Genomic DNA, 17739 nt, shown 5'->3' on the forward strand with positions numbered 1-17739 from the left:
ATGCAGCCGATAGGCTGATGGGTCCGCCGCAGATTCGTGCGGTGCCAAATCACAGGACCATGGCATGTCCCCTTTTCTGCGCTGTCTGCCCGCATTCGCCATGGCCGCGTCGCTGGTCGCCTATGCCGGCAATGCATCGAAACCACCTGCTTCGCCTACGCGTTCGGCCGCAAGCACCTTGCATGGTGAGACGGTGAACGATCCTTATCGCTGGCTGGAAAACCCACAGGATCCGGCCGTGCAAGCTTGGATCAAGGCGCAGAACGAACACACCGAAGCGGTGCTGGCCGCAATGCCAGACGGCAAGGCGATGACCGCGCGCGTGCAGCAGCTTGCTGTCACCTCCACCACGCGTTCTTCGCCGCTGCTTGCGGGCGGCACGCTGTTCTACATGCAGGAAACACCACCACAACCGCAGCCGCAGTTGATGGCGCAGACGTGGCCTGAGGGCAAGGCGCGCGTGCTGGTGGATCTCAACGTCGTCGGCGGCAACACCGCGATTACCGGCTACTGGCCGTCGCCTAGCGGACGCTATCTGGCCTATGGCACGGCGGAAGGTGGCAGCGAATTGACCACGTTGCATGTGCTCGATGTAACCACCGGTAAGATCTTGAGCGATGCGTTGCCTTACGCCGGCGGCGGCACCACGCCGCAGGGCGTGGCCTGGGACGCAAACGAACAAGGCTTCGTCTACGTGCGCTTTCCGCTGCCGCCTGCCGGCGCGGAGGTGCAGCAGTTCGATGCGGTGCTGATGCACCACACCCTCGATCAGGCCGCTACGGCCGATCAAGGCGTATTCGGCAAGGACTATTCGAAAGTTGCCGAGTATCGCCTGCTCACCTCGCCGGGCGCGAAGCAGCTGGCCGTGCTCGCCAACATCGGCGATGGCGGTCCGGCCGAGGTATATCTGCGCGACGGCGCAAACTGGAAGAAAGTGCTGGGCTACGACGCGAATGTGCGCGAAGCAGCCTGGGTCGGCCAGCGCCTGTTCGTGACCAGCTTCGCCGACGCACCGCGCGGCAAGTTGCTCGCGATCGATGCGCAAGGCGAGGTCGCCACGGTGGTGCCGCAGCGCGATGGCGCCTTGCAGGATGTCGCACCCATCGCGGACGGCTTTCTCGTCACGCGCAGTTGGGGGCCGGACTGGTGGGTGGAGCAGTACGACGCACAGGGCAACTTCTTGCGTCGCCTGCCGTTGCCGCAGCACGGTATCAGCATCGAGGGCATCGCCTCCGAACAAGGGCAGGACCGCGCGCTGATCACCTACAGCGGCTGGACACTGCCCTCGCGCTGGGTCGACTACGACGCGAAAGCCGGCAGCGTGCGTACCGTTTTCGACGTGAAGGCCGCCGCCGACTACGGCAAGGTGGACGTGCACCGCATCGATGGCATTTCCAAGGACGGCACCAAGATACCGGTCATCGTGTTGGCGCTACGCGGGATCACGCCCAACGGCCAGCGTCCAACCGTTCTCTACAGCTACGGCGGTTACGACATTCCGATCACGCCGCATTTCATCGGTCCGGAACTGGCGTGGTTAGAACGCGGAGGAGTGCTCGCCTTCGCCAACATCCGCGGCGGCAACGAATATGGCGAGGACTGGCACACGCAGGGCCAGATGCTGCACAAGCAGAATGTGTTCGACGATTTCTACGCGGCTGCGCTCGCGCTGTTCGACGCACATTGGACTGATCGCGAACATCTTGGGATTCTCGGCGCCAGCAACGGCGGCCTGTTGATGGGCGCGTCGCTGGTACAGCATCCGGGTGATTACCGCGCAGTGGTGTCGATGGTCGGCATCTACGATGTGATCCGCCATGAAACGCATTTCGCCAACGGCCCGTACAACGTCAGCGAGTCCGGCACGGTGAACGATCCCGCCCAGTTCAAGGCGACGCTAGCCTATTCGCCGCTGCAGAACGTGAAACCGCACACGGCGTATCCCGCGGTGCTGATGACCACCGGCGCGAACGATCCACGCGTGGCGCCGTGGCAATCACGCAAGTTCACCGCTGCGTTGCAGAACGCCACGACATCGGACCAGCCGATCCTGTTGCTTACGCGCATGAATGCCGGTCATGGCATTGGTGCGCCGTTTAGTCAGCGGGTTGGGGACACAGCGATCATGTTGACGTTCTTTGCGCATGAGTTGGGCTTGCCGGCACAGTAACCCACATGGCCGTCATTTCTCTCTCCGCGGGAATGACGGCCATGAAGATTACGCGTAACCACGAAACTCGCGTCGATACATGGAAGGCGTGGTATTGAACAGGGAACTGTTGTTGGAGTGGCTGTTACCATGCCGCTCCGATCACCTTCTTGCTTGAAGCCATGTCCCTACTCCCCACCGTCGAAAACGAAACCGCCGCCAACCCCGTCTACAGCGTCATCTGGCTGCACGGCCTGGGCGCCGACGGACACGACTTCGCGCCGATCGTGCCGGAGCTGGTGTCGCCGGAATGGCCCGCCATTCGTTTCGTTTTCCCGCATGCACCAGTGCGGCCGGTGACGATCAACAACGGCATGGCGATGCGCGCCTGGTACGACATCTACGGCTTCGATCTGGTGTCACGGCAGGATGAAGCCGGTACGCGTGAATCCATCGGTCAGGTGGAAGCGCTGATCGCCCGCGAACAGGAACGGGGTGTGCCCAGCGAGCGCATTCTGCTGGCGGGTTTCTCGCAAGGCGGCGCTATTGCGCTGGCCGCCGGCTTGCGCCATCCGCAGAAGCTGGCGGGCATCATTGCGCTGTCCACCTATTTGCCGATCGCCCACACGCTTGCCGCCGAACGCAGCGTCGCCAATGCGCAGGTACCGATTTTCTGGGGACACGGCACGTACGATCCGGTGGTGGCACTGCAGCGCGGCGCGGATTCGCGCACAGCGCTGGAGGCGCTCGGCTACCAGGTGGCATGGCACACCTACCCGATGCCGCATGCGGTGTGCCCGGATGAAATTGCGGACCTGCGCCGCTGGATCGGCGAGCGGCTGCGCTGAAAAACGGCGGGCTGTGCGGGCATACTGCGCGCATGCCAGGGGTTACCACCAAGCCATCCTCCCAGCCACGCAGCCCGCTGCCGGATTTCTGCAGCCTGCCGGTGATTTCCGCGTTGCTGGTCGTCGGCGCGCTGTGCGTGACGTTGGCGTGGCTGGCGCCGCAGAGCACACGCGGCTGGCGCGGTTACAGCGTCGGCATGTTGTTTGTGGAATGGGTGGCCATGGTGATCGGCGTGGCGCTGTGCAAACTGCGCCCATGGCTGCTGCGCCTGCCAGGCCTGCTGCCGTATGCGGGCGTGTGGCTGGTGATGGTGTTGATCGTGACGCTGGGCAGCGTGCTGGCGCAGTGGATGGACGGCATGCTGCAGATGCAGTTGATTCCCATCGGCTCCAATACCTTCGTGCGCAACAACGCGTTGATCGCCGCTCTGCTCGGCGCAGCGATGCTGCGCTATTTCTACGTGCTGGCCGAATGGCAGGAGCGATTGGCGGCGGTGGCGCATGCAAAGGTGGAGGCGTTGCAGGCGCGCATTCGTCCCCACTTTCTTTTCAACAGCATGAACACGGTGGCGGCGTTGGTGCGGATGGATCCGGAAGCGGCCGAACGCACGGTGGAAGATCTTTCCGAACTGTTCCGCGCCGCGCTAGGCCAGGACGATACGCACAGCGACACGCTGGGCGAGGAACTGCAACTGGTCGACCGCTATCTGGCGATCGAGCAGCTGCGGCTGGGCGAGCGCTTGCGCGTGCGGCGCGAGCTGGACGACCTGCCCATGGACGCGTCGATGCCGGTGCTGCTACTGCAACCGCTGGTGGAAAATGCCGTGCGCCATGGCATCCAGCCGCTGCTCGAAGGTGGGGAAATCGTTCTACGCGGCCGGCGCACTGGGTCTATGCTGCAGATCGAGATCGACAACCCGCTGGCCGACCGCCCGACGATCGGCGGTAGCGGGCATGGCCTGAACAACGTGCGCCAGCGCGTGACCTATCATTTCGGGCCGCGGGCAAGCATGGAGGCAGGACCGCAGGAAAATCGTTTTGTGGTGAAGCTCCAATTGCCGATAGAGACACGCCATGCGCGTACTGATCGTTGACGACGAGCCGCTGGCGCGGGCAAGGCTTGATGCCATGTTGAAGGAATGCGCGGACGTGGACGTCGTCGGCAGCGTGGGCGATGGCGAAGCGGCGCTGGCAGCGCTGTCCGAGAAGCAGCCGGACCTGCTGCTGTTGGACATCAACATGCCGGGCCTGGACGGCAAGGCTCTAGCCGCGCGATTGGCTAACCGCACGCGTCCGCAGGTGGTGTTCTGCACGGCGTACGAAGCGCATGCCGTGCACGCCTTCGATCTCGGCGCCGTCGATTACCTGTTGAAACCGGTGCGCGTGGAACGCCTGCGCGATGCGCTCCGACGCGTGCGGCAGCGGCTGGAATCACACCCGCGCGAACCGGTCGGCTGGTTGCATGCGCGTGTGCGCGGTGAACCGGTGCGCATCGCCCTGGATGAAGTGATCTGTTTGCTGGCGGAAGAGAAATACGTGGTGGCGCATCGCGCAGGTGATCAGTTGCTGCTCGACGACTCGCTGCGGCAACTCGAGGAAACCTATCCGGATCACCTGATTCGCCTGCATCGCAACTGCCTGGTGCCGGCGGACCGCCTGATCGGCCTGAAAACGCTCGCCGACGGCCGCGTGCTGGCACGGTTGGCCGGTACGGATTTCAGTCCGGAAGTAAGCCGACGCAATCTGCCTACTTTGCGCAAGCTGCTGCGCATGGGTTAGGGGCTCTGAACCATTCTGCATAGGCGTCACCGGCCCTGTCTGTCCGCATGCCTTCGGTCCATCGGTTTGACAGACGGCCAGTCTTCCCGGCGCCGCGCAACACACTCTGCGGGCCTTCTGGACATCATGCCGCCTACGCAGAATGGTTCAGAGCATCCTTAAGTGCGCGACAATGGTGGCTGCCGTCGTTTCCGGAGCCATCATGTCGCCTACCCTGCTACGCATCGCCACCCGCAAGAGCGCGCTCGCCCTGTGGCAGGCCGAGCACGTAGCCGGCTTGCTGCGCGCCGCGCACCCGGGCCTGCGCGTGGAGCTGGTGCCGTTGACCACGCGCGGCGATGAGATTATCGACAAGCCGCTAGCGACGATCGGCGGCAAGGGATTGTTCCTCAAGGAACTGGAAGTGGCGATGCTGGAAGGCCGCGCAGACCTGGCCGTGCATTCGCTCAAGGACGTACCCGCGGAACTGGAACCCGGTTTCACCCTGCCCGCGATCCTGCCGCGCGCGGATGCAGCCGATGCCTTTGTCAGCAACGACTACGCCGATGTGGCGGCACTGCCGCATGGTGCGCGCGTCGGCACATCGTCCCTGCGTCGCCAGGCGCAACTACGCGCCGTGCGGCCCGACCTGGCATTGCTCGATCTGCGCGGCAACGTCGGCACGCGCCTCCAGAAACTGGATGCCGGCCATTACGAAGCGATCATCCTCGCCTGCGCCGGGCTGGAACGGCTGGGATTACACGAACGCATCCGCGGTCGAATGAGTGCCCCAAACTGGTTACCTGCACCCGGCCAGGCGGCCATCGCCATCGAAGCGCGCGCTGATCAAGCCAATGTGCTCGAAGCCCTCGCCGTGCTGGATGATGCCGATACACGATTGGCCGTCACCGCCGAGCGCGCGATGAACCAAGCGCTCGGCGGCAGCTGCACAGTGCCGATAGGTGCGTGGTGCACGGTAACGGAACATGGCTTGCACTTGCGTGGCATGGTGGGCGATGTTTCCAGCGGCCGCCTGCTGCAGGCAGCCGCGAGTGGCAGCAGTAGTGATGCAACCAAACTCGGCAATGAAGTCGCGCAGGCGTTGTTTGCGCAAGGGGCGGCGGCGTTTCTTGGACATTGAATAGAAAAGCGGGCCCGAGGGCCCGCTTTTTGAAAGTAACAATACAAAAGTTCAAAGATCGAACTTCTGGTTGTACTGCAGATAGAAGAAACGATCGACGTCGAAGTTCGGATCATACGGCGGACTACCCGAACCGGCCTGCACCACACTGTAGTAAAACGGCCCCTTCTTATTGAAGATGTTGTTCACTCCTACTGAAACAACGCCTTTCCAAGGGGTGGTGTAACGCACCTGGGCGTCATTGAAAGCTACCGAACCCTTCCGCGAGATGCCGTAACTGCCAATCCAAGGATTGGTATACATGGGATTGCCACATTCGATCGTCGGCGTACCCGGAGAGCTGCCATAGCTGTTGCTATAGCAAGCGTCTTTCAGGCCTGAGTAATACCGAATGGTCCAACTTGCGCCAAATTGCTTGTAATCCCAATCCGTCTGGAAGGTGGAGCGAATGCGGTACAAGCCCTGCTCGCCGTTCATGAAGCCGGCGAGATCTTGAGGGACCGCGCCAGGGCCGCTAGTTTGCTGATATTTGGCGAGATAGGTGCTGTCTGACGAGATGCGGAAGCGCCCGAACGGCGTTTCCGGCAAACGGTAATGAATGCCCAGATCGTAGCCGTTGGTTGTTATCGAACCCAAGTTGTACAGGGTTTCCGTGAGGCTACTGATGGCTCCCGTGCTATCGCGCGTGAAACTGTTGCAGAAGCTCGAAATGTTTTGTACGTAGCAATAATCCAGGATACCGCCCGCGACCACACTGGTAATGGCGTTCTTCAGATGGATGTCGTAGTAGTCCAGCGAGATATCGAGGCCGTCGATATAGTGCGGGCTGTAGACCACACCGAAGGTGCGTGTCGTGGATTTTTCCGGCTTCAGGTTCGGATTGGAGCTAGCGAGAAAAGCAGTAGGTGTCTGACCACCAGCTGCGCTGGTGATCGCACTACCGGATTGATCGATCTGGCGGTAATTGGCCGGTACGCCGGCTGCTGCACACCGCCCCGCAACCGAAGGATTGCTGGCGGCGGCACCGTACACGCTATCGCATGGATCCAGGAAAGTTTCGAAGCTCTGGCCCGTGCCGCTGTAGAGATCGCTAAGCGTTGGCGCGCGGAAGCCTTGTGCGTACGTGCCACGTACCAATACATCCTGGATCGGCCGCCAACGCACGCTGTACTTGTTGTTCGTCGTGCTGCCGAAACTGCTGTAATGCGAGTAGCGGCTGGCGACGTTGATGCCGAACTCCTGCGCACCCGGTAGATCGCGTAGCAATGGTGCGTCCAGTTCGATGTAAGCCTCATTGACATTGTAGCGACCGTTGGTCGGCTCGCTGGCCAGATTGGTGGTGAGGCCGGCGGAATCGTTAGGATCGGGCGTGAAGTAGCCTTTTTCGCGACGATGCTCGATGCCAGCAGCCACGCTGAACGTGCCGCCGTGAGGAATGTCGAACAAACCGCCGCTCACATTTGCCGTGACATCGTCGGTCTGGCTCATTTGACGCGCGGTGCCGACGTAATTCACGTAGTCCCATACGCTCTTCGGTGTGTTGCCAGGACCGGCAAGGATATTCCAGGGAACGCACCCACCCATCGGGTTCGCACAGACGGGCTGACCGTCGGGCCCTGCAATCGCGTTCAGCGCGTTATCGGCATTGGGTAAATATAAGTTACCCGTGGAAATTTGGCGGATGCGCGTTTGCGCGAAAGTGTAGCCAGCATCCCAGTTCCAATCGTGACCGAGGAAGTCGAAGTAGCCTTCGATGCCTGCGTCTACATGCGTCAGGCGCGAATTGGTCCATGTGATGCGCGGCATTTCGGAGGTACGACGCACGAAATCCGTTTCATAGCCTGGGAACGGGTTGTAATACGCGTCGGGATTGAGGGTCCACGAAAACGGATAACCCGCGAGCTGGCTGGAACTGTTGCGGCTGCTGTAGCTGGCCGAGCCGCGCAGCGTGATGCTGTCGGTCACCTTGTAGCGTTCTTGCAAGAACAGGTTCTTCAGCGAGGTACCTGCGCGGAAGGTCATGTCCTGGTTGGCGTTGTATTTGTCCGCTGTGCTGGAGGAATCGTAGAGGTGATAGTTAGCTAAATCGGCGCTATTTGTGCTGCCGTGATTAATGACATACGCAACCCCCGTATTAGGATCAAAGACGCGGCCATAGGAACCCGTTCCCAATCCGGCATCCGGATGACGCGGACCTTGTGCATAAGCCGTTATGTCACGGCTGCGATCCCATATCGGCTGCTCGTCCTGATAGGAGGCGCTCAGGATGAAGGACGATTTCTGCGTCGTGTGACCCCAGGTGAAGTCTGCATTCTTCTGCTGACCATCGCCCTTTCCGTTCTGGCCGTAATAGGCGTTGAATTCCGCGCCATCGAACTTTTCGCGCGTAATGATGTTGACCACGCCACCGATGGCGTCGGAACCATACACGGAGGAAGCGCCATCTTTAAGAATATCGATGCGGTCGATGAGGGAAACCGGAATAGTTGAAAGATCCGTCAGACCACTGAGGCTGGTGCTCCAACGACGGCCATTGACCAGCACCAGCGTGCGCTGTGAGCCTAGGTTGCGAATGTTTACATAGCGACCGCCGACGTCCATGCCGGATGACAAGGTGTCCTGTGGCGTGATATCCGGCGTGCCGATGGAAGGCATGCGCGCCAGAATGTCGTTGACGTTGGTCAGACCCGTCGACTTGATGGCTTGGCGATCCATGGTGAACACCGGCTGTGACGTTTCCACATCTACGCTGCGGATGTGCGAACCAGTCACGGTGATGACATCGAGTTGCTTGGCTTTATCAGCGTTTGCGCCTTGGTTGGCGTCCTGTGCTCCCACGCTCCACGCGCAAATCATGAGCGCCGCCGCAATCGCGGACGCCATCCGGTTCTTGTATCTCATCTGCGCACCACTCCCTATTGCCAATGCTTATGCGCGGCCGTGTTGAGCGTGCGGCCGGCTTTACAAAAAAATGACGAGTGGCGAGTTTTCGCGATGCAGTGCTGAAGGACTAGCGGACGTTGGCATGCAAATGTGTACGCCTGCGCCGACAGCGGCGAGCGTGAAGCGCATCGACGTGTGAGGCACCTGCCAGAGTGCGAAAAGCAAAACCCCTCCGTGTTTGCACACGGAGGGGTTTAAGGCGTACGAAACGCGCGAAGCGCGATCAGAGGTTGTAAACGATGTTGGTCGTCGTCAACGTGTCGGTATGGCGAATGCCCGACAGCACATCGCTGTTGTGGCGCACCTGGAAGCCCACCTTGAGCGAGAGCTTCCTGGTCATGCTGACGGCCAAACCCATGTCGTTCTGCAGGTAGGTGTTCTTGGTACCGGATTCCATCAGGAAGGTATCGTCGAACGCGGTGTTCTCGGTGAGACGGTATTTGTAGTTCACCAGTCCGCGCGCCACGACCTGGCTCTGGCGTGGTTCCTTGAGCGGCACTACCACGCCGTTGATGGTCTGCGTGCCGGTGGACGGCTGGTATTCGGTGTAACCGGGGCCGAGTTCAAAGGAGAGCTGGGTGCGGTCGGTCTTCAGCGCCATGTAGCCATAGCCGATCGAGACCGTGCCTTGCCAACGGTAGGCGGCGAAGTCGTCGTGGTCATAGCGGCCGGCGGCCACGATGTAGCTGCGTGGGTCGAGCTTGTAGCCGGCCGAGGCGCCGAAATCGTAGCGGTCGGCGGTGGTGTCGAATTGTTTGACCGATTGGCCCTGGGCATTCGTCACCGTGACCTGGCCCTTGGAGCGCAACCAGTCGGCGAAGAAGCTGTTCTTCCACTGATCGGTCTCCTGGGCCAGATTGAGCTTCGCGTTCACGTTCTGGGAGCGGGAGTTGCCGGTGGTCGAAGCAAAGCCCAGTTCGCCCGAGCCCGTCCAGTTGCCGGAGCTGGTCTGGGTGCCGGAGGACGTGTCCTCGGCCTGGGCGGTGAAGGTGGCCAGGGTGGCAAGCGCCAAGCCGGTCATCAGCAGGGTTTTCATCGCTGGATCGTCCAATGTTAAAAAGCTGTTGGGACAGGCCACTTTAACGGCCCGGCTTGAATACTTTGTGAATATTTAGAGCGATCTTAATGGCCCGTTTGAGACAAATCGGGCATGGGGCAACCATCAGCGGGGATCGCGGGGGCATATTCGCCGAATCGGAGCCAAGAAAGCTCGTCGCACGCTTGCGGGCGTCACGCAGCATGGCCATGCTACACAAAATCCCAAGCTGAACGTCGACATGGATCGGTACGAGCGCATTCTCACCCTGCACCGCTTGCTGAAATCAGCGCATTACCCGGTGCCGCTGCCCCGGCTGATGGACGAGCTCGAATGCTCGCGCGCCACGCTGTATCGGGATATCGCCTTCCTGCGCGATGCGCTGGGGGCGCCGATCGAGAGCGCCGGCGGCGAGCACGCCGCGTTCCGCTACGAAGCCACCGAGGGCCAGCGTTTTGAACTGCCCGGCTTGTGGCTGACCTCCGACGAACTGGCCGCCCTGCTGGCGCTCAACGAGCTGATCGGTCGTAGCGGCCCGGGCGTGCTGGCTGGCGCCTTGGCACCGTTCAAGGCACGCATCGAGCATCTGCTTTCTGATCGCGCCAGCGGCAAGGCCTTGCCAGTGGAGCGCATCCGCGTGATTCCCTGGGGCGAGCGCAAGCTTGACCAGCAGGTATTCCGAATCACTGCTGGTGCGGTACTGGATCGCAAGCAGCTGCGTTTTCTCTATCGCGCGCGCACCACCAACAATGAAAGCAAGCGCACCGTATCGCCGCAGCGTCTGACGCATTATCGCGACAACTGGTATCTCGACGCCTGGGATCACGATCGCGAAGCCTTGCGCAGCTTCGCAGTGGATCGCATCGCCGAGTCGCATGCGCTGGAAGAAGCCGCGATCGACGTGGCGGAAAACGAATTGAACGATCTGCTTGCCTCCAGTTACGGCATCTTCGCGGGCAAGCCGAAAGCCTGGGCCACCATCCGCTTCTCCGCGCACGCCGCGCGCTGGGTGGCCGACGAACACTGGCATTCGCAGCAGAAGGGCACGTGGCTGCCGGACGGGCGCTACGAACTGCAGCTGCCGTATTCCAATTCACGCGAGCTGCTGATGGACGTGCTGAAGTACGGCCCGGATGCGGAGATCGTCGCGCCCCTGCCGCTGCGCGAGGAAATGAAAATCATGCTGCAGCTCGCCCTTACCGGCTATCAATAGCCCACTCCATGCCGGTCACGCCGTCCACCGATCTTCGGCCGCACGTTCGCAACGAGCAAACCCCGCGCAAACCCACGGTCGCCCTCGCCCTTGGCGCGGGTGGTGCGAAGGGGCTGGCGCATATCGGCGCCATCGAGGAACTTGAAGCGCAGGGCTTCGAGATCGTCGCCATTGCCGGCTGTTCGATGGGCGCGCTGGTCGGCGGCGTTCACGCGGCTGGCAAGCTGGCTATCTACCGCGACTGGGTCTGTTCGCTGGACAAGTTCGACGTATTGAAACTGGTGGACTGGTCGTTTTCTTTCGCCGGCGGCGGTCTGATCAAAGGCGAGAAAATCATCGGCACCATGCTCGAAATGATCGGCGACGTGCACATCGAAGATCTACCGATTGTCTTCACCGCCGTCGCCACGGATATCGAACGCGAACGCGAAGTGTGGCTCACGCGCGGTTCGCTGTTCGATGCGATCCGCGCGTCGATCGCGATCCCCACGCTGTTCCGTCCGCATGCCATCGACGGACGCCTGCTGGTGGATGGTGCCCTGCTCAATCCGGTGCCAGTAACGCCGTTGATTCGCGAACAGGCCGACTACGTCATCGCCGTGAGCATCGATGGACCGGCCGAAATCAATCTACCAGTCGAAATATCCGCGGGCGACACGAAATCCAAGGGCAGCATCGGCCGCCTATTGGGGCGGTTTCTGCCGGGCAACGAGATGCGCGCGGCAGAAGCCAGCAAACCGCACGAACCCGGCGCATTGGAATTGTTGGGACAATCGATGGATCTGATGCAGGCCAATCTTTCGCGCCTGCGTTTGGCCGCGTATCAGCCGGATCTGCTGGTGCAGCTGGCGCGCAACGTATCGAGTGCGTATGAGTTTTACCGCGCGCGCGAGTTGATCGAATTAGGGCGCGAGAAGACGCGGACGGCGCTGGAATCGTGGCGCCCGTCGGCGCGGTAACGTGCCGAGATGGGACGTCTGCGCATCAGCGCATGCCGTTCGCCTTCATCCAATTATCCAGATACATCTTCAACGCAACAGCCTGGTTGTGCTCTTCGTCTTTCGCACCAAACAGTAGGGTTACGCGATGACGCTCGGCGCGTGTTATCAGCGGTTGCCAGAACGATTTTTGCGCGTCCAGTTCGCTCGCATAACGATGACGGAAGGCTTCCCAACGCGCAGGATCGTGGCCGAACCATTTGCGCAAGGCAGTGCTGGGGGCCAGTTCCTTGGCCCATATATCGAGCGCCACGTCTTCCTTTTTCAAGCCACGTGGCCAGACCCGATCCACCAGTACGCGATAGCCATCTACTTTGGCGACCGGTTCGTAGACGCGTTTGACGGCGATGCTCACGGACGTCCTCCTGGAAAGGAGCAGCAGTCGTCAAGCATACGCCTGCGTCATCCAGGCGATGTGATCGCTTTCTAAAGTTCTTCGACGCGAGTTACCTTAGCCCGACGCATCAGCCAGGCTACGCCACGCAAGTCGGCAATACCCACCCACAGGCGATCGAGCATGCCGTACTTGGATGTGCCGGCCGTGCGCGGGCGATGTCCCACCGGCACGCTCTGGCTGTGGAATCCGGCGCGCTTCACCAGCGCCGGCAAGTAGCGGTGCATGTGATCGAAGTAGGGCAGACGCAAGAAAACCTGGCGCTCGAACAGCTTGAGGCCGCAACCGGTGTCCGGCGTGGCGTCACGCAACATGCGCGAGCGCACCGCGTTGGCGATCTTGGAAGAGATGCGCTTGTTGAAGCTGTCGCGGCGCGTGGTGCGCCAGCCGGCGAGCAGTTTTACGTCCGCACTGGCCGCATCGCGCGCGGCGAGCAGGTTGGGGATGTCAGCCGGATTGTTCTGGCCGTCGCCGTCCAGCGTGGCGATCCATGGCGCGCGCGCTGCGTGCACGCCGTTCCATACTGCTGTGCTCTGTCCGCTGCGCGTAACGTGGTGTAGCACGCGCAGTTCCGGATAGCTTGCCTTCTGGGCCTGCAGCACCGCGCGGCTGTCGTCGCTGGAATCGTCGTCGACGTAGACGATCTCGAAGTCCAGCTTGCCGCGCAGTGTGGCGGCGATTTCGGCGAGCAGCGGCGGGATGTTGTCGCGTTCGTTGAAGACGGGCACGACGACGGAGAGTTGCGGCATGGAGATAGCCTTTGATGCGAATTTTGAATTGTTTTACGCCATGGCCCAGTAACCGCAGCCATCAGGCCCCTCCCCCTGCTTGCAGGGGGAGGTTGGGAGGGGGTGAACACTTGCGGGAAAGTTTGCGGCAAGTGCCTGACCCCACCCCAACCCTCCCCTGCAAGCAGGGGAGGGAGTTAATTGCGCTGCGCACTTTAATTAGCGCAGCTTGCCCAGAATCCCATCCAGCTCATCATTGCTGTGGTAATGGATCACCAGCTTGCCGCGACCACCGCGGCCATGCGCGACTTCCACCTTGGTGGCGAAGCGATCAGCCAGTTCGCGTTCCAGCGCATCGATGTTCGGGTCGCGCGCAGGCGCACTCTTGGCCTTGCCCTTCGGTGCGGTCTGCGCTTTGCGCGCGGCATCTTCGAGTTCGCGTACGCTCCAGCTGTTGCGCGCCGCTTCCAACGCCAGCGCTTCGGCCTGGTATTCGGGCAGCGTGAGCAGGCAGCGGGCGTGACCCATTTCCAGTTTGCCGTCGTCGAGCAGCCGCTTGATGGAAGCGGGCAGATCGATCAGGCGCAGCATGTTGGATACCGCGGCACGCGAGCGGCCTACCGCGTCGGCGGCCTGCTGGTGCGTGAGGTCGAAATCGTCGATCAGCCGCTTGATGGCGTCGGCTTCTTCCAGCGGGGTGAGATCCTGGCGCTGAATGTTTTCGATCAGCGCCATTGCCGGCACGGCCATTTCAGGCACGTCCTTCACCAGCGCGGGAATCTCGCTGAGCTGCGCGCGTTGCGCCGCGCGCCAGCGTCGTTCACCAGCGATCAGCTCATAGCTGTTCTTGCCGATGGCGCGCACCACCACCGGCTGGATCAAACCTTGGGCGCGAATCGAGGCGGCCAGTTCGTCCAGCGCTTCATCGTTCCAATGGCGGCGCGGCTGGTATTTGCCAGGCTGGATGTATTGGATGGGCAGCGAGCGCAGTTCGCCTTCCTGTTCGATCACCGACGGTGCGCCGGTGTCGCCGCCGCCGAGCAGGGCATCGAGCCCGCGTCCCAATCCACGTTTCTTCGCGGCAGACATGCTGAGTGCTTACTCCTGATCCAGATGTGCCGACGCTTCGACCGAGGACTCCTCGGGGGCGTCGCCGTGCATGGCATGCAACGCCGCGATGGCCGCTTGCGAACCGCGTTCGCGGCGGATGATTTCACCGGCGAGCCCGATGTAGGCGATGGCGCCGCGCGAGCTGCGGTCGTACAGATGAATCGGCTGGCCATGGCTGGGTGCTTCGGCCAGGCGCACGTTGCGCGGAATGATCGAGCGCAACACTTTGTCACCGAAATGCTGGGTAAGCTGCGCCGACACTTCATTGCCGAGGTTGTTGCGCACGTCGTACATGGTGCGCAGCAGACCTTCGATTTCCAACTGTGGATTCAAGTGCTGGCGCACGGCTTTCACCGTATCGAGCAGACTGGAAAGACCTTCCAGCGCGAAGTATTCGCATTGCACGGGAATCAATAGGCTAGTCGCTGCAGTGAGCGCGTTCACGGTGAGCAGATGCAGCGTGGGCGGGCAGTCGACCAGGATGATGTCGTAGTTGCCGGCAACTTTCGCGAGCTGTTCCTTGAGCCGGTTCTCGCGCGCGAGCGCGTCCATCAGCTTGAGTTCGGCAGCGGTGAGATCGCCATTGCCAGGCAAGAGATCGTAATGCGCTTCGGTGCTGACGATGGCTTGCTCGATCGGCGCCTCGGCGAGTAGCACTTCGCAACCGCTCGGCGAGGCTTCGTGTTTGTTCACGCCGGATGCCATCGTCGCGTTGCCCTGCGGATCGAGATCGATCAGCAGCACTTTGCGCTTCGCCGCAGCGAGTGCGGCGGCGAGATTGACAGCGGTAGTGGTTTTGCCGACGCCACCTTTCTGGTTGGCGACAGCGATGATACGGGCCATGTCTCGTCCGGTACCGTGCGTGTGTTCGAAAGGCGGCTAGATTAGCAGGAAGGGGGCGAAACGGCCTGCTGTATTCAAGGGCTTGCGTGCTCAAGCACCACCAGATGCCGCTCCGCCGACCCCAGCCCCGGCACCGCCAGCGTGTGGATGCCGCGCACGATGAATGCCTGCGGCACGCCAGCCAGCTCATCCTCTGGCGGCTTGCCCTTCATCGCCAGCCACACGCCGCCCGGCGCCAGCAAGTGGCCGCCCCAGGCGAACATGTCCGCCAAGCTGGCGAAGGCGCGCGCGGTGATGCAATCGAACTGGCCTTCCACCTCTTCCACGCGCGCTTGCAGGGCGCGCACGCCTTCCAGCTTCAGCGCGCGAATCGCCTCGCGCAGGAAGCGGACCTTCTTGCCGTTGGAATCCACCAGCAGCACCTGCCGGCCCGGCGCGGCGATGGCCAGTGGAATACCCGGTAGGCCCGGGCCGGTGCCGAGGTCCGCCAGCGTCTGGCCCTGCACGTAGGGGAGGATCGCCAGCGAATCGAGCAAGTGCCGTGTCACCATTTCCGCCGGATCGCGAATGGCGGTGAGGTTGTAGGCCGCGTTCCAACGCTCCAGCAAGGCGAGATAATCGAGCAGACGCGGCACGGCGTTTGCCGGCAAGGTCAGACCGAGCTTGGCGATGCCCTGTTCGAGCTGGATTTGCAGGGCAGAGCGGTCGGTCATCATGATTCCTTGGGAGCGCAGCCGCGCAGTATCTCCACGCGCTGCAGATAAAAGAAGACCCGCCGCAGCGGGTCGAACTTCTCAGATTCCCCTGAGCCGGTGCTTCTTGGGCGACCTGGCCAGATCTTCTTGTTTAGGCGGCGGCGTCCAGTTCCACGCGAGTGACCATCACGCCGCGCTCGCGCAGCTGCTGATTGAGGCTGGACTTGAGGCGGGCAGCCATTTGGAGACGTTCTTGCTGATCGGCTTCCGTCTCCGCTTGCAGCGCGTCGAGCGCGCTGTGGCGAATCAATTGGTCGGCCTGCTCGATGACCGCGTCGGCGCGCTCGGGCTCCAGCACCTGCCAGTAAACGGTGCCTTGCACCGGTGCGGTTTCGGCGAGGGAAGCGTCGAAGCGCAGCACACGGCCGCCGAGGTCGATGCGATGCCCTACGCGATCCAGCAGCGGCAGCACCACGTGGGTACCCGGCTGCAACAGACGCACTTGCTTGCCGTAGCGATAGAGACTGTAGACCTGACCCGCCGGCACGCGCTTCACCGCCACTGCGGCGAGGGAGAAAACGACGATCAAGGTGAGGGTCAGGACGGTCATGGTCTGTTAAAACAAGTGGTTAGCTACGATTTCTAAAAACTTTACGGAGCATCATTCTACAGGCACATGAAGGTGCCAGGATTAATGTCAATTTAACGACACGAATTTCAGTTCCGCAACCCCTTTCGTCAGCAAATCCTTAACGGTTGCTGGCACTGGGAAGATGCATCGTCTATGCCGCGAGCCAACGAAAAATCGCCCCTCGATTCGTACCGTGACCCAACGCACATCGCCCCGCCGATATCTCTATCGGCAGGGCGACGGGGTGGCTGAAGTGCTTGTTGCGGTTTAGAACTTGCCGTCGCGGAAATCGGCAATGGCCTGGTGGATCTGTTCGGGCGTGTTCATCACGAACGGGCCGTAGCGCGCTACCGGCTCCTGTAGTGGTTGACCCGCCACCAACAGCACACGCGCTGGGGTTTCGCGGCCGGCGATGCGCACGCTGGTGCCCTTGGACAGTACCGCCAACTCGCTGCGCGAAAGCTTGTCGCCGGCCACCTGCGCATCGCTGCCATCAAAGACATAGGCGAATGCGTGATGGTCTTCCGGCAGCGGAATCTCGATGCCAGCACCTGCCTCGACCGCGATGTCCAGGTATACAGGCGAGGTGACAATTCCTGACACTGGACCCGTAGCGTCACCCAGGTGGCCCGCGATGACCTTCACCGTCACCCCTTCGGCCGGATGTACCACCGGAATCCGCTCCGGATCGATGTCCTGGTAGCGCGGGGCGGTCATCTTGTCCTTGGCCGGCAGGTTCACCCATAGCTGGAAGCCCCACATCAGACCGTTTTCCTGCTGCGGCATTTCCGAATGCAGGATGCCTCGGCCAGCGGTCATCCATTGCACGCTGCCGGGCTTGAGATCGCCGCGATTGCCGTGGTTGTCGCCGTGCTGCATGTGTCCCGCGAGCATGTACGTGACGGTTTCGAAGCCGCGATGGGGATGCTCGGGAAAGCCGGCGATATAGTCGCCCGCCTCATCGGAACGGAATTCGTCCAGCAGCAGGAACGGATCGAGCATGTCCAGCCCCGGCTGGCCGATGATGCGCTTGAGCTTCACCCCCGCTCCGTCGGAGGTGTCGGTGCCGCGGATGCGGCGAAGAATGCTGCGTTCGGTCATGGCTTGCTCCGATGAGAAGGATCTGGCGCACATGATGGTTGCGCCGGAGCATCAGCCCAAGTGGGGCGGTGCGAACGGACTGTTCCAGGCGAGGAACAGGGAACGAGGAACAGGGAACGTGTAGTGCGATGCAAGTTGAGCGTTCGGCTCT

16 protein-coding genes are annotated in these 17739 nt (G+C 61.8%); 7 read left to right on the forward strand and 9 right to left on the reverse strand.

What is annotated here, in order from left to right; translation table 11 throughout:
* Positions 1 to 64: 64 nt before the first annotated feature.
* From ISP18_RS17790 to hemC, 5 genes are all read left to right on the forward strand, one after another.
* Positions 65 to 2170: a prolyl oligopeptidase family serine peptidase gene (locus ISP18_RS17790; RefSeq protein WP_380015180.1), complete on the forward strand. Its 2106-nt coding sequence runs from the start codon at positions 65 to 67 to the stop codon at positions 2168 to 2170.
* A 161-nt stretch (positions 2171 to 2331) separates the two neighbouring features.
* On the forward strand, positions 2332 to 2997 hold the full coding sequence (locus tag ISP18_RS17795; RefSeq protein WP_380015183.1) for an alpha/beta hydrolase: 666 nt from the start codon (positions 2332 to 2334) through the stop codon (positions 2995 to 2997).
* Between the two features lie 32 nt (positions 2998 to 3029).
* Complete coding sequence (locus ISP18_RS17800; RefSeq protein ID WP_380015186.1) at positions 3030 to 4091, forward strand: sensor histidine kinase; 1062 nt, start codon at positions 3030 to 3032, stop codon at positions 4089 to 4091.
* The gene (locus tag ISP18_RS17805) at positions 4072 to 4776 is read left to right on the forward strand and encodes a LytR/AlgR family response regulator transcription factor (RefSeq protein WP_380015189.1); all 705 of its coding nucleotides are present in this window, start codon (positions 4072 to 4074) and stop codon (positions 4774 to 4776) included. The genes ISP18_RS17800 and ISP18_RS17805 overlap by 20 nt, the downstream gene beginning before the upstream one ends.
* 202 nt (positions 4777 to 4978) lie before the next feature.
* Complete coding sequence (gene hemC, locus ISP18_RS17810; RefSeq protein ID WP_380015192.1) at positions 4979 to 5896, forward strand: hydroxymethylbilane synthase; 918 nt, start codon at positions 4979 to 4981, stop codon at positions 5894 to 5896.
* A gap of 51 nt (positions 5897 to 5947) precedes the next feature.
* On the opposite strand, the gene ISP18_RS17815 is transcribed toward hemC, so the two are convergent.
* Entirely contained in the window at positions 5948 to 8797 is a 2850-nt protein-coding gene (locus ISP18_RS17815; protein WP_380015195.1) for a TonB-dependent receptor plug domain-containing protein, read from the reverse strand.
* A gap of 265 nt (positions 8798 to 9062) precedes the next feature.
* The gene (locus ISP18_RS17820) at positions 9063 to 9875 is read right to left on the reverse strand and encodes a DUF481 domain-containing protein (RefSeq protein ID WP_380015198.1); all 813 of its coding nucleotides are present in this window, start codon (positions 9873 to 9875) and stop codon (positions 9063 to 9065) included.
* Between the two features lie 241 nt (positions 9876 to 10116).
* On the opposite strand from ISP18_RS17820, the gene ISP18_RS17825 reads away from it, so the two are divergent.
* Positions 10117 to 11088 (forward strand): helix-turn-helix transcriptional regulator, encoded by a 972-nt coding sequence (locus tag ISP18_RS17825; protein ID WP_380015201.1) that lies wholly within the window; start codon positions 10117 to 10119, stop codon positions 11086 to 11088.
* A gap of 8 nt (positions 11089 to 11096) precedes the next feature.
* Positions 11097 to 12047, forward strand: coding sequence for a patatin-like phospholipase family protein (locus ISP18_RS17830; protein WP_380015204.1), 951 nt, complete (start codon positions 11097 to 11099; stop codon positions 12045 to 12047).
* A 25-nt stretch (positions 12048 to 12072) separates the two neighbouring features.
* Here ISP18_RS17830 and ISP18_RS17835 read toward each other — a convergent pair whose 3' ends face one another.
* From ISP18_RS17835 to ISP18_RS17865, 7 genes are all read right to left on the reverse strand, one after another.
* Positions 12073 to 12441 (reverse strand): DUF488 domain-containing protein, encoded by a 369-nt coding sequence (locus ISP18_RS17835; protein WP_380015207.1) that lies wholly within the window; start codon positions 12439 to 12441, stop codon positions 12073 to 12075.
* A gap of 71 nt (positions 12442 to 12512) precedes the next feature.
* Positions 12513 to 13235, reverse strand: coding sequence for a glycosyltransferase (locus ISP18_RS17840; protein WP_380015889.1), 723 nt, complete (start codon positions 13233 to 13235; stop codon positions 12513 to 12515).
* A 192-nt stretch (positions 13236 to 13427) separates the two neighbouring features.
* Positions 13428 to 14297 (reverse strand): ParB/RepB/Spo0J family partition protein, encoded by an 870-nt coding sequence (locus tag ISP18_RS17845; protein ID WP_380015210.1) that lies wholly within the window; start codon positions 14295 to 14297, stop codon positions 13428 to 13430.
* Positions 14298 to 14306: 9 nt separating this feature from the next.
* Positions 14307 to 15161: a ParA family protein gene (locus ISP18_RS17850; RefSeq protein ID WP_380015212.1), complete on the reverse strand. Its 855-nt coding sequence runs from the start codon at positions 15159 to 15161 to the stop codon at positions 14307 to 14309.
* Positions 15162 to 15235: 74 nt separating this feature from the next.
* The gene (gene rsmG, locus ISP18_RS17855) at positions 15236 to 15874 is read right to left on the reverse strand and encodes a 16S rRNA (guanine(527)-N(7))-methyltransferase RsmG (protein WP_380015891.1); all 639 of its coding nucleotides are present in this window, start codon (positions 15872 to 15874) and stop codon (positions 15236 to 15238) included.
* Positions 15875 to 16007: 133 nt separating this feature from the next.
* Positions 16008 to 16466: an SPFH domain-containing protein gene (locus ISP18_RS17860; protein ID WP_380015215.1), complete on the reverse strand. Its 459-nt coding sequence runs from the start codon at positions 16464 to 16466 to the stop codon at positions 16008 to 16010.
* 288 nt (positions 16467 to 16754) lie between these two features.
* On the reverse strand, positions 16755 to 17588 hold the full coding sequence (locus ISP18_RS17865) for a pirin family protein (RefSeq protein ID WP_380015218.1): 834 nt from the start codon (positions 17586 to 17588) through the stop codon (positions 16755 to 16757).
* Positions 17589 to 17739 lie beyond the last annotated feature (151 nt).

Source organism: Dyella humi, assembly GCF_044904605.1.
Classification (GTDB): domain Bacteria; phylum Pseudomonadota; class Gammaproteobacteria; order Xanthomonadales; family Rhodanobacteraceae; genus Dyella_B; species Dyella_B humi.

What these genes read in the sequence shown, in the direction of transcription:
- ISP18_RS17825 (WP_380015201.1), top strand. Translation starts at nt 10,117, where the DNA reads ATGGATCGGTACGAGCGCATTCTCACCCTGCACCGCTTGCTGAAATCA.
- ISP18_RS17865 (WP_380015218.1), bottom strand. Translation starts at nt 17,588, where the DNA reads ATGACCGAACGCAGCATTCTTCGCCGCATCCGCGGCACCGACACCTCC.
- ISP18_RS17830 (WP_380015204.1), top strand. Translation starts at nt 11,097, where the DNA reads ATGCCGGTCACGCCGTCCACCGATCTTCGGCCGCACGTTCGCAACGAG.
- ISP18_RS17820 (WP_380015198.1), bottom strand. Translation starts at nt 9,875, where the DNA reads ATGAAAACCCTGCTGATGACCGGCTTGGCGCTTGCCACCCTGGCCACC.
- ISP18_RS17795 (WP_380015183.1), top strand. Translation starts at nt 2,332, where the DNA reads ATGTCCCTACTCCCCACCGTCGAAAACGAAACCGCCGCCAACCCCGTC.
- ISP18_RS17845 (WP_380015210.1), bottom strand. Translation starts at nt 14,297, where the DNA reads ATGTCTGCCGCGAAGAAACGTGGATTGGGACGCGGGCTCGATGCCCTG.
- ISP18_RS17790 (WP_380015180.1), top strand. Translation starts at nt 65, where the DNA reads ATGTCCCCTTTTCTGCGCTGTCTGCCCGCATTCGCCATGGCCGCGTCG.
- ISP18_RS17805 (WP_380015189.1), top strand. Translation starts at nt 4,072, where the DNA reads ATGCGCGTACTGATCGTTGACGACGAGCCGCTGGCGCGGGCAAGGCTT.
- ISP18_RS17850 (WP_380015212.1), bottom strand. Translation starts at nt 15,161, where the DNA reads ATGGCCCGTATCATCGCTGTCGCCAACCAGAAAGGTGGCGTCGGCAAA.
- rsmG (WP_380015891.1), bottom strand. Translation starts at nt 15,874, where the DNA reads ATGACCGACCGCTCTGCCCTGCAAATCCAGCTCGAACAGGGCATCGCC.
- ISP18_RS17800 (WP_380015186.1), top strand. Translation starts at nt 3,030, where the DNA reads ATGCCAGGGGTTACCACCAAGCCATCCTCCCAGCCACGCAGCCCGCTG.
- ISP18_RS17815 (WP_380015195.1), bottom strand. Translation starts at nt 8,797, where the DNA reads ATGAGATACAAGAACCGGATGGCGTCCGCGATTGCGGCGGCGCTCATG.
- ISP18_RS17860 (WP_380015215.1), bottom strand. Translation starts at nt 16,466, where the DNA reads ATGACCGTCCTGACCCTCACCTTGATCGTCGTTTTCTCCCTCGCCGCA.
- hemC (WP_380015192.1), top strand. Translation starts at nt 4,979, where the DNA reads ATGTCGCCTACCCTGCTACGCATCGCCACCCGCAAGAGCGCGCTCGCC.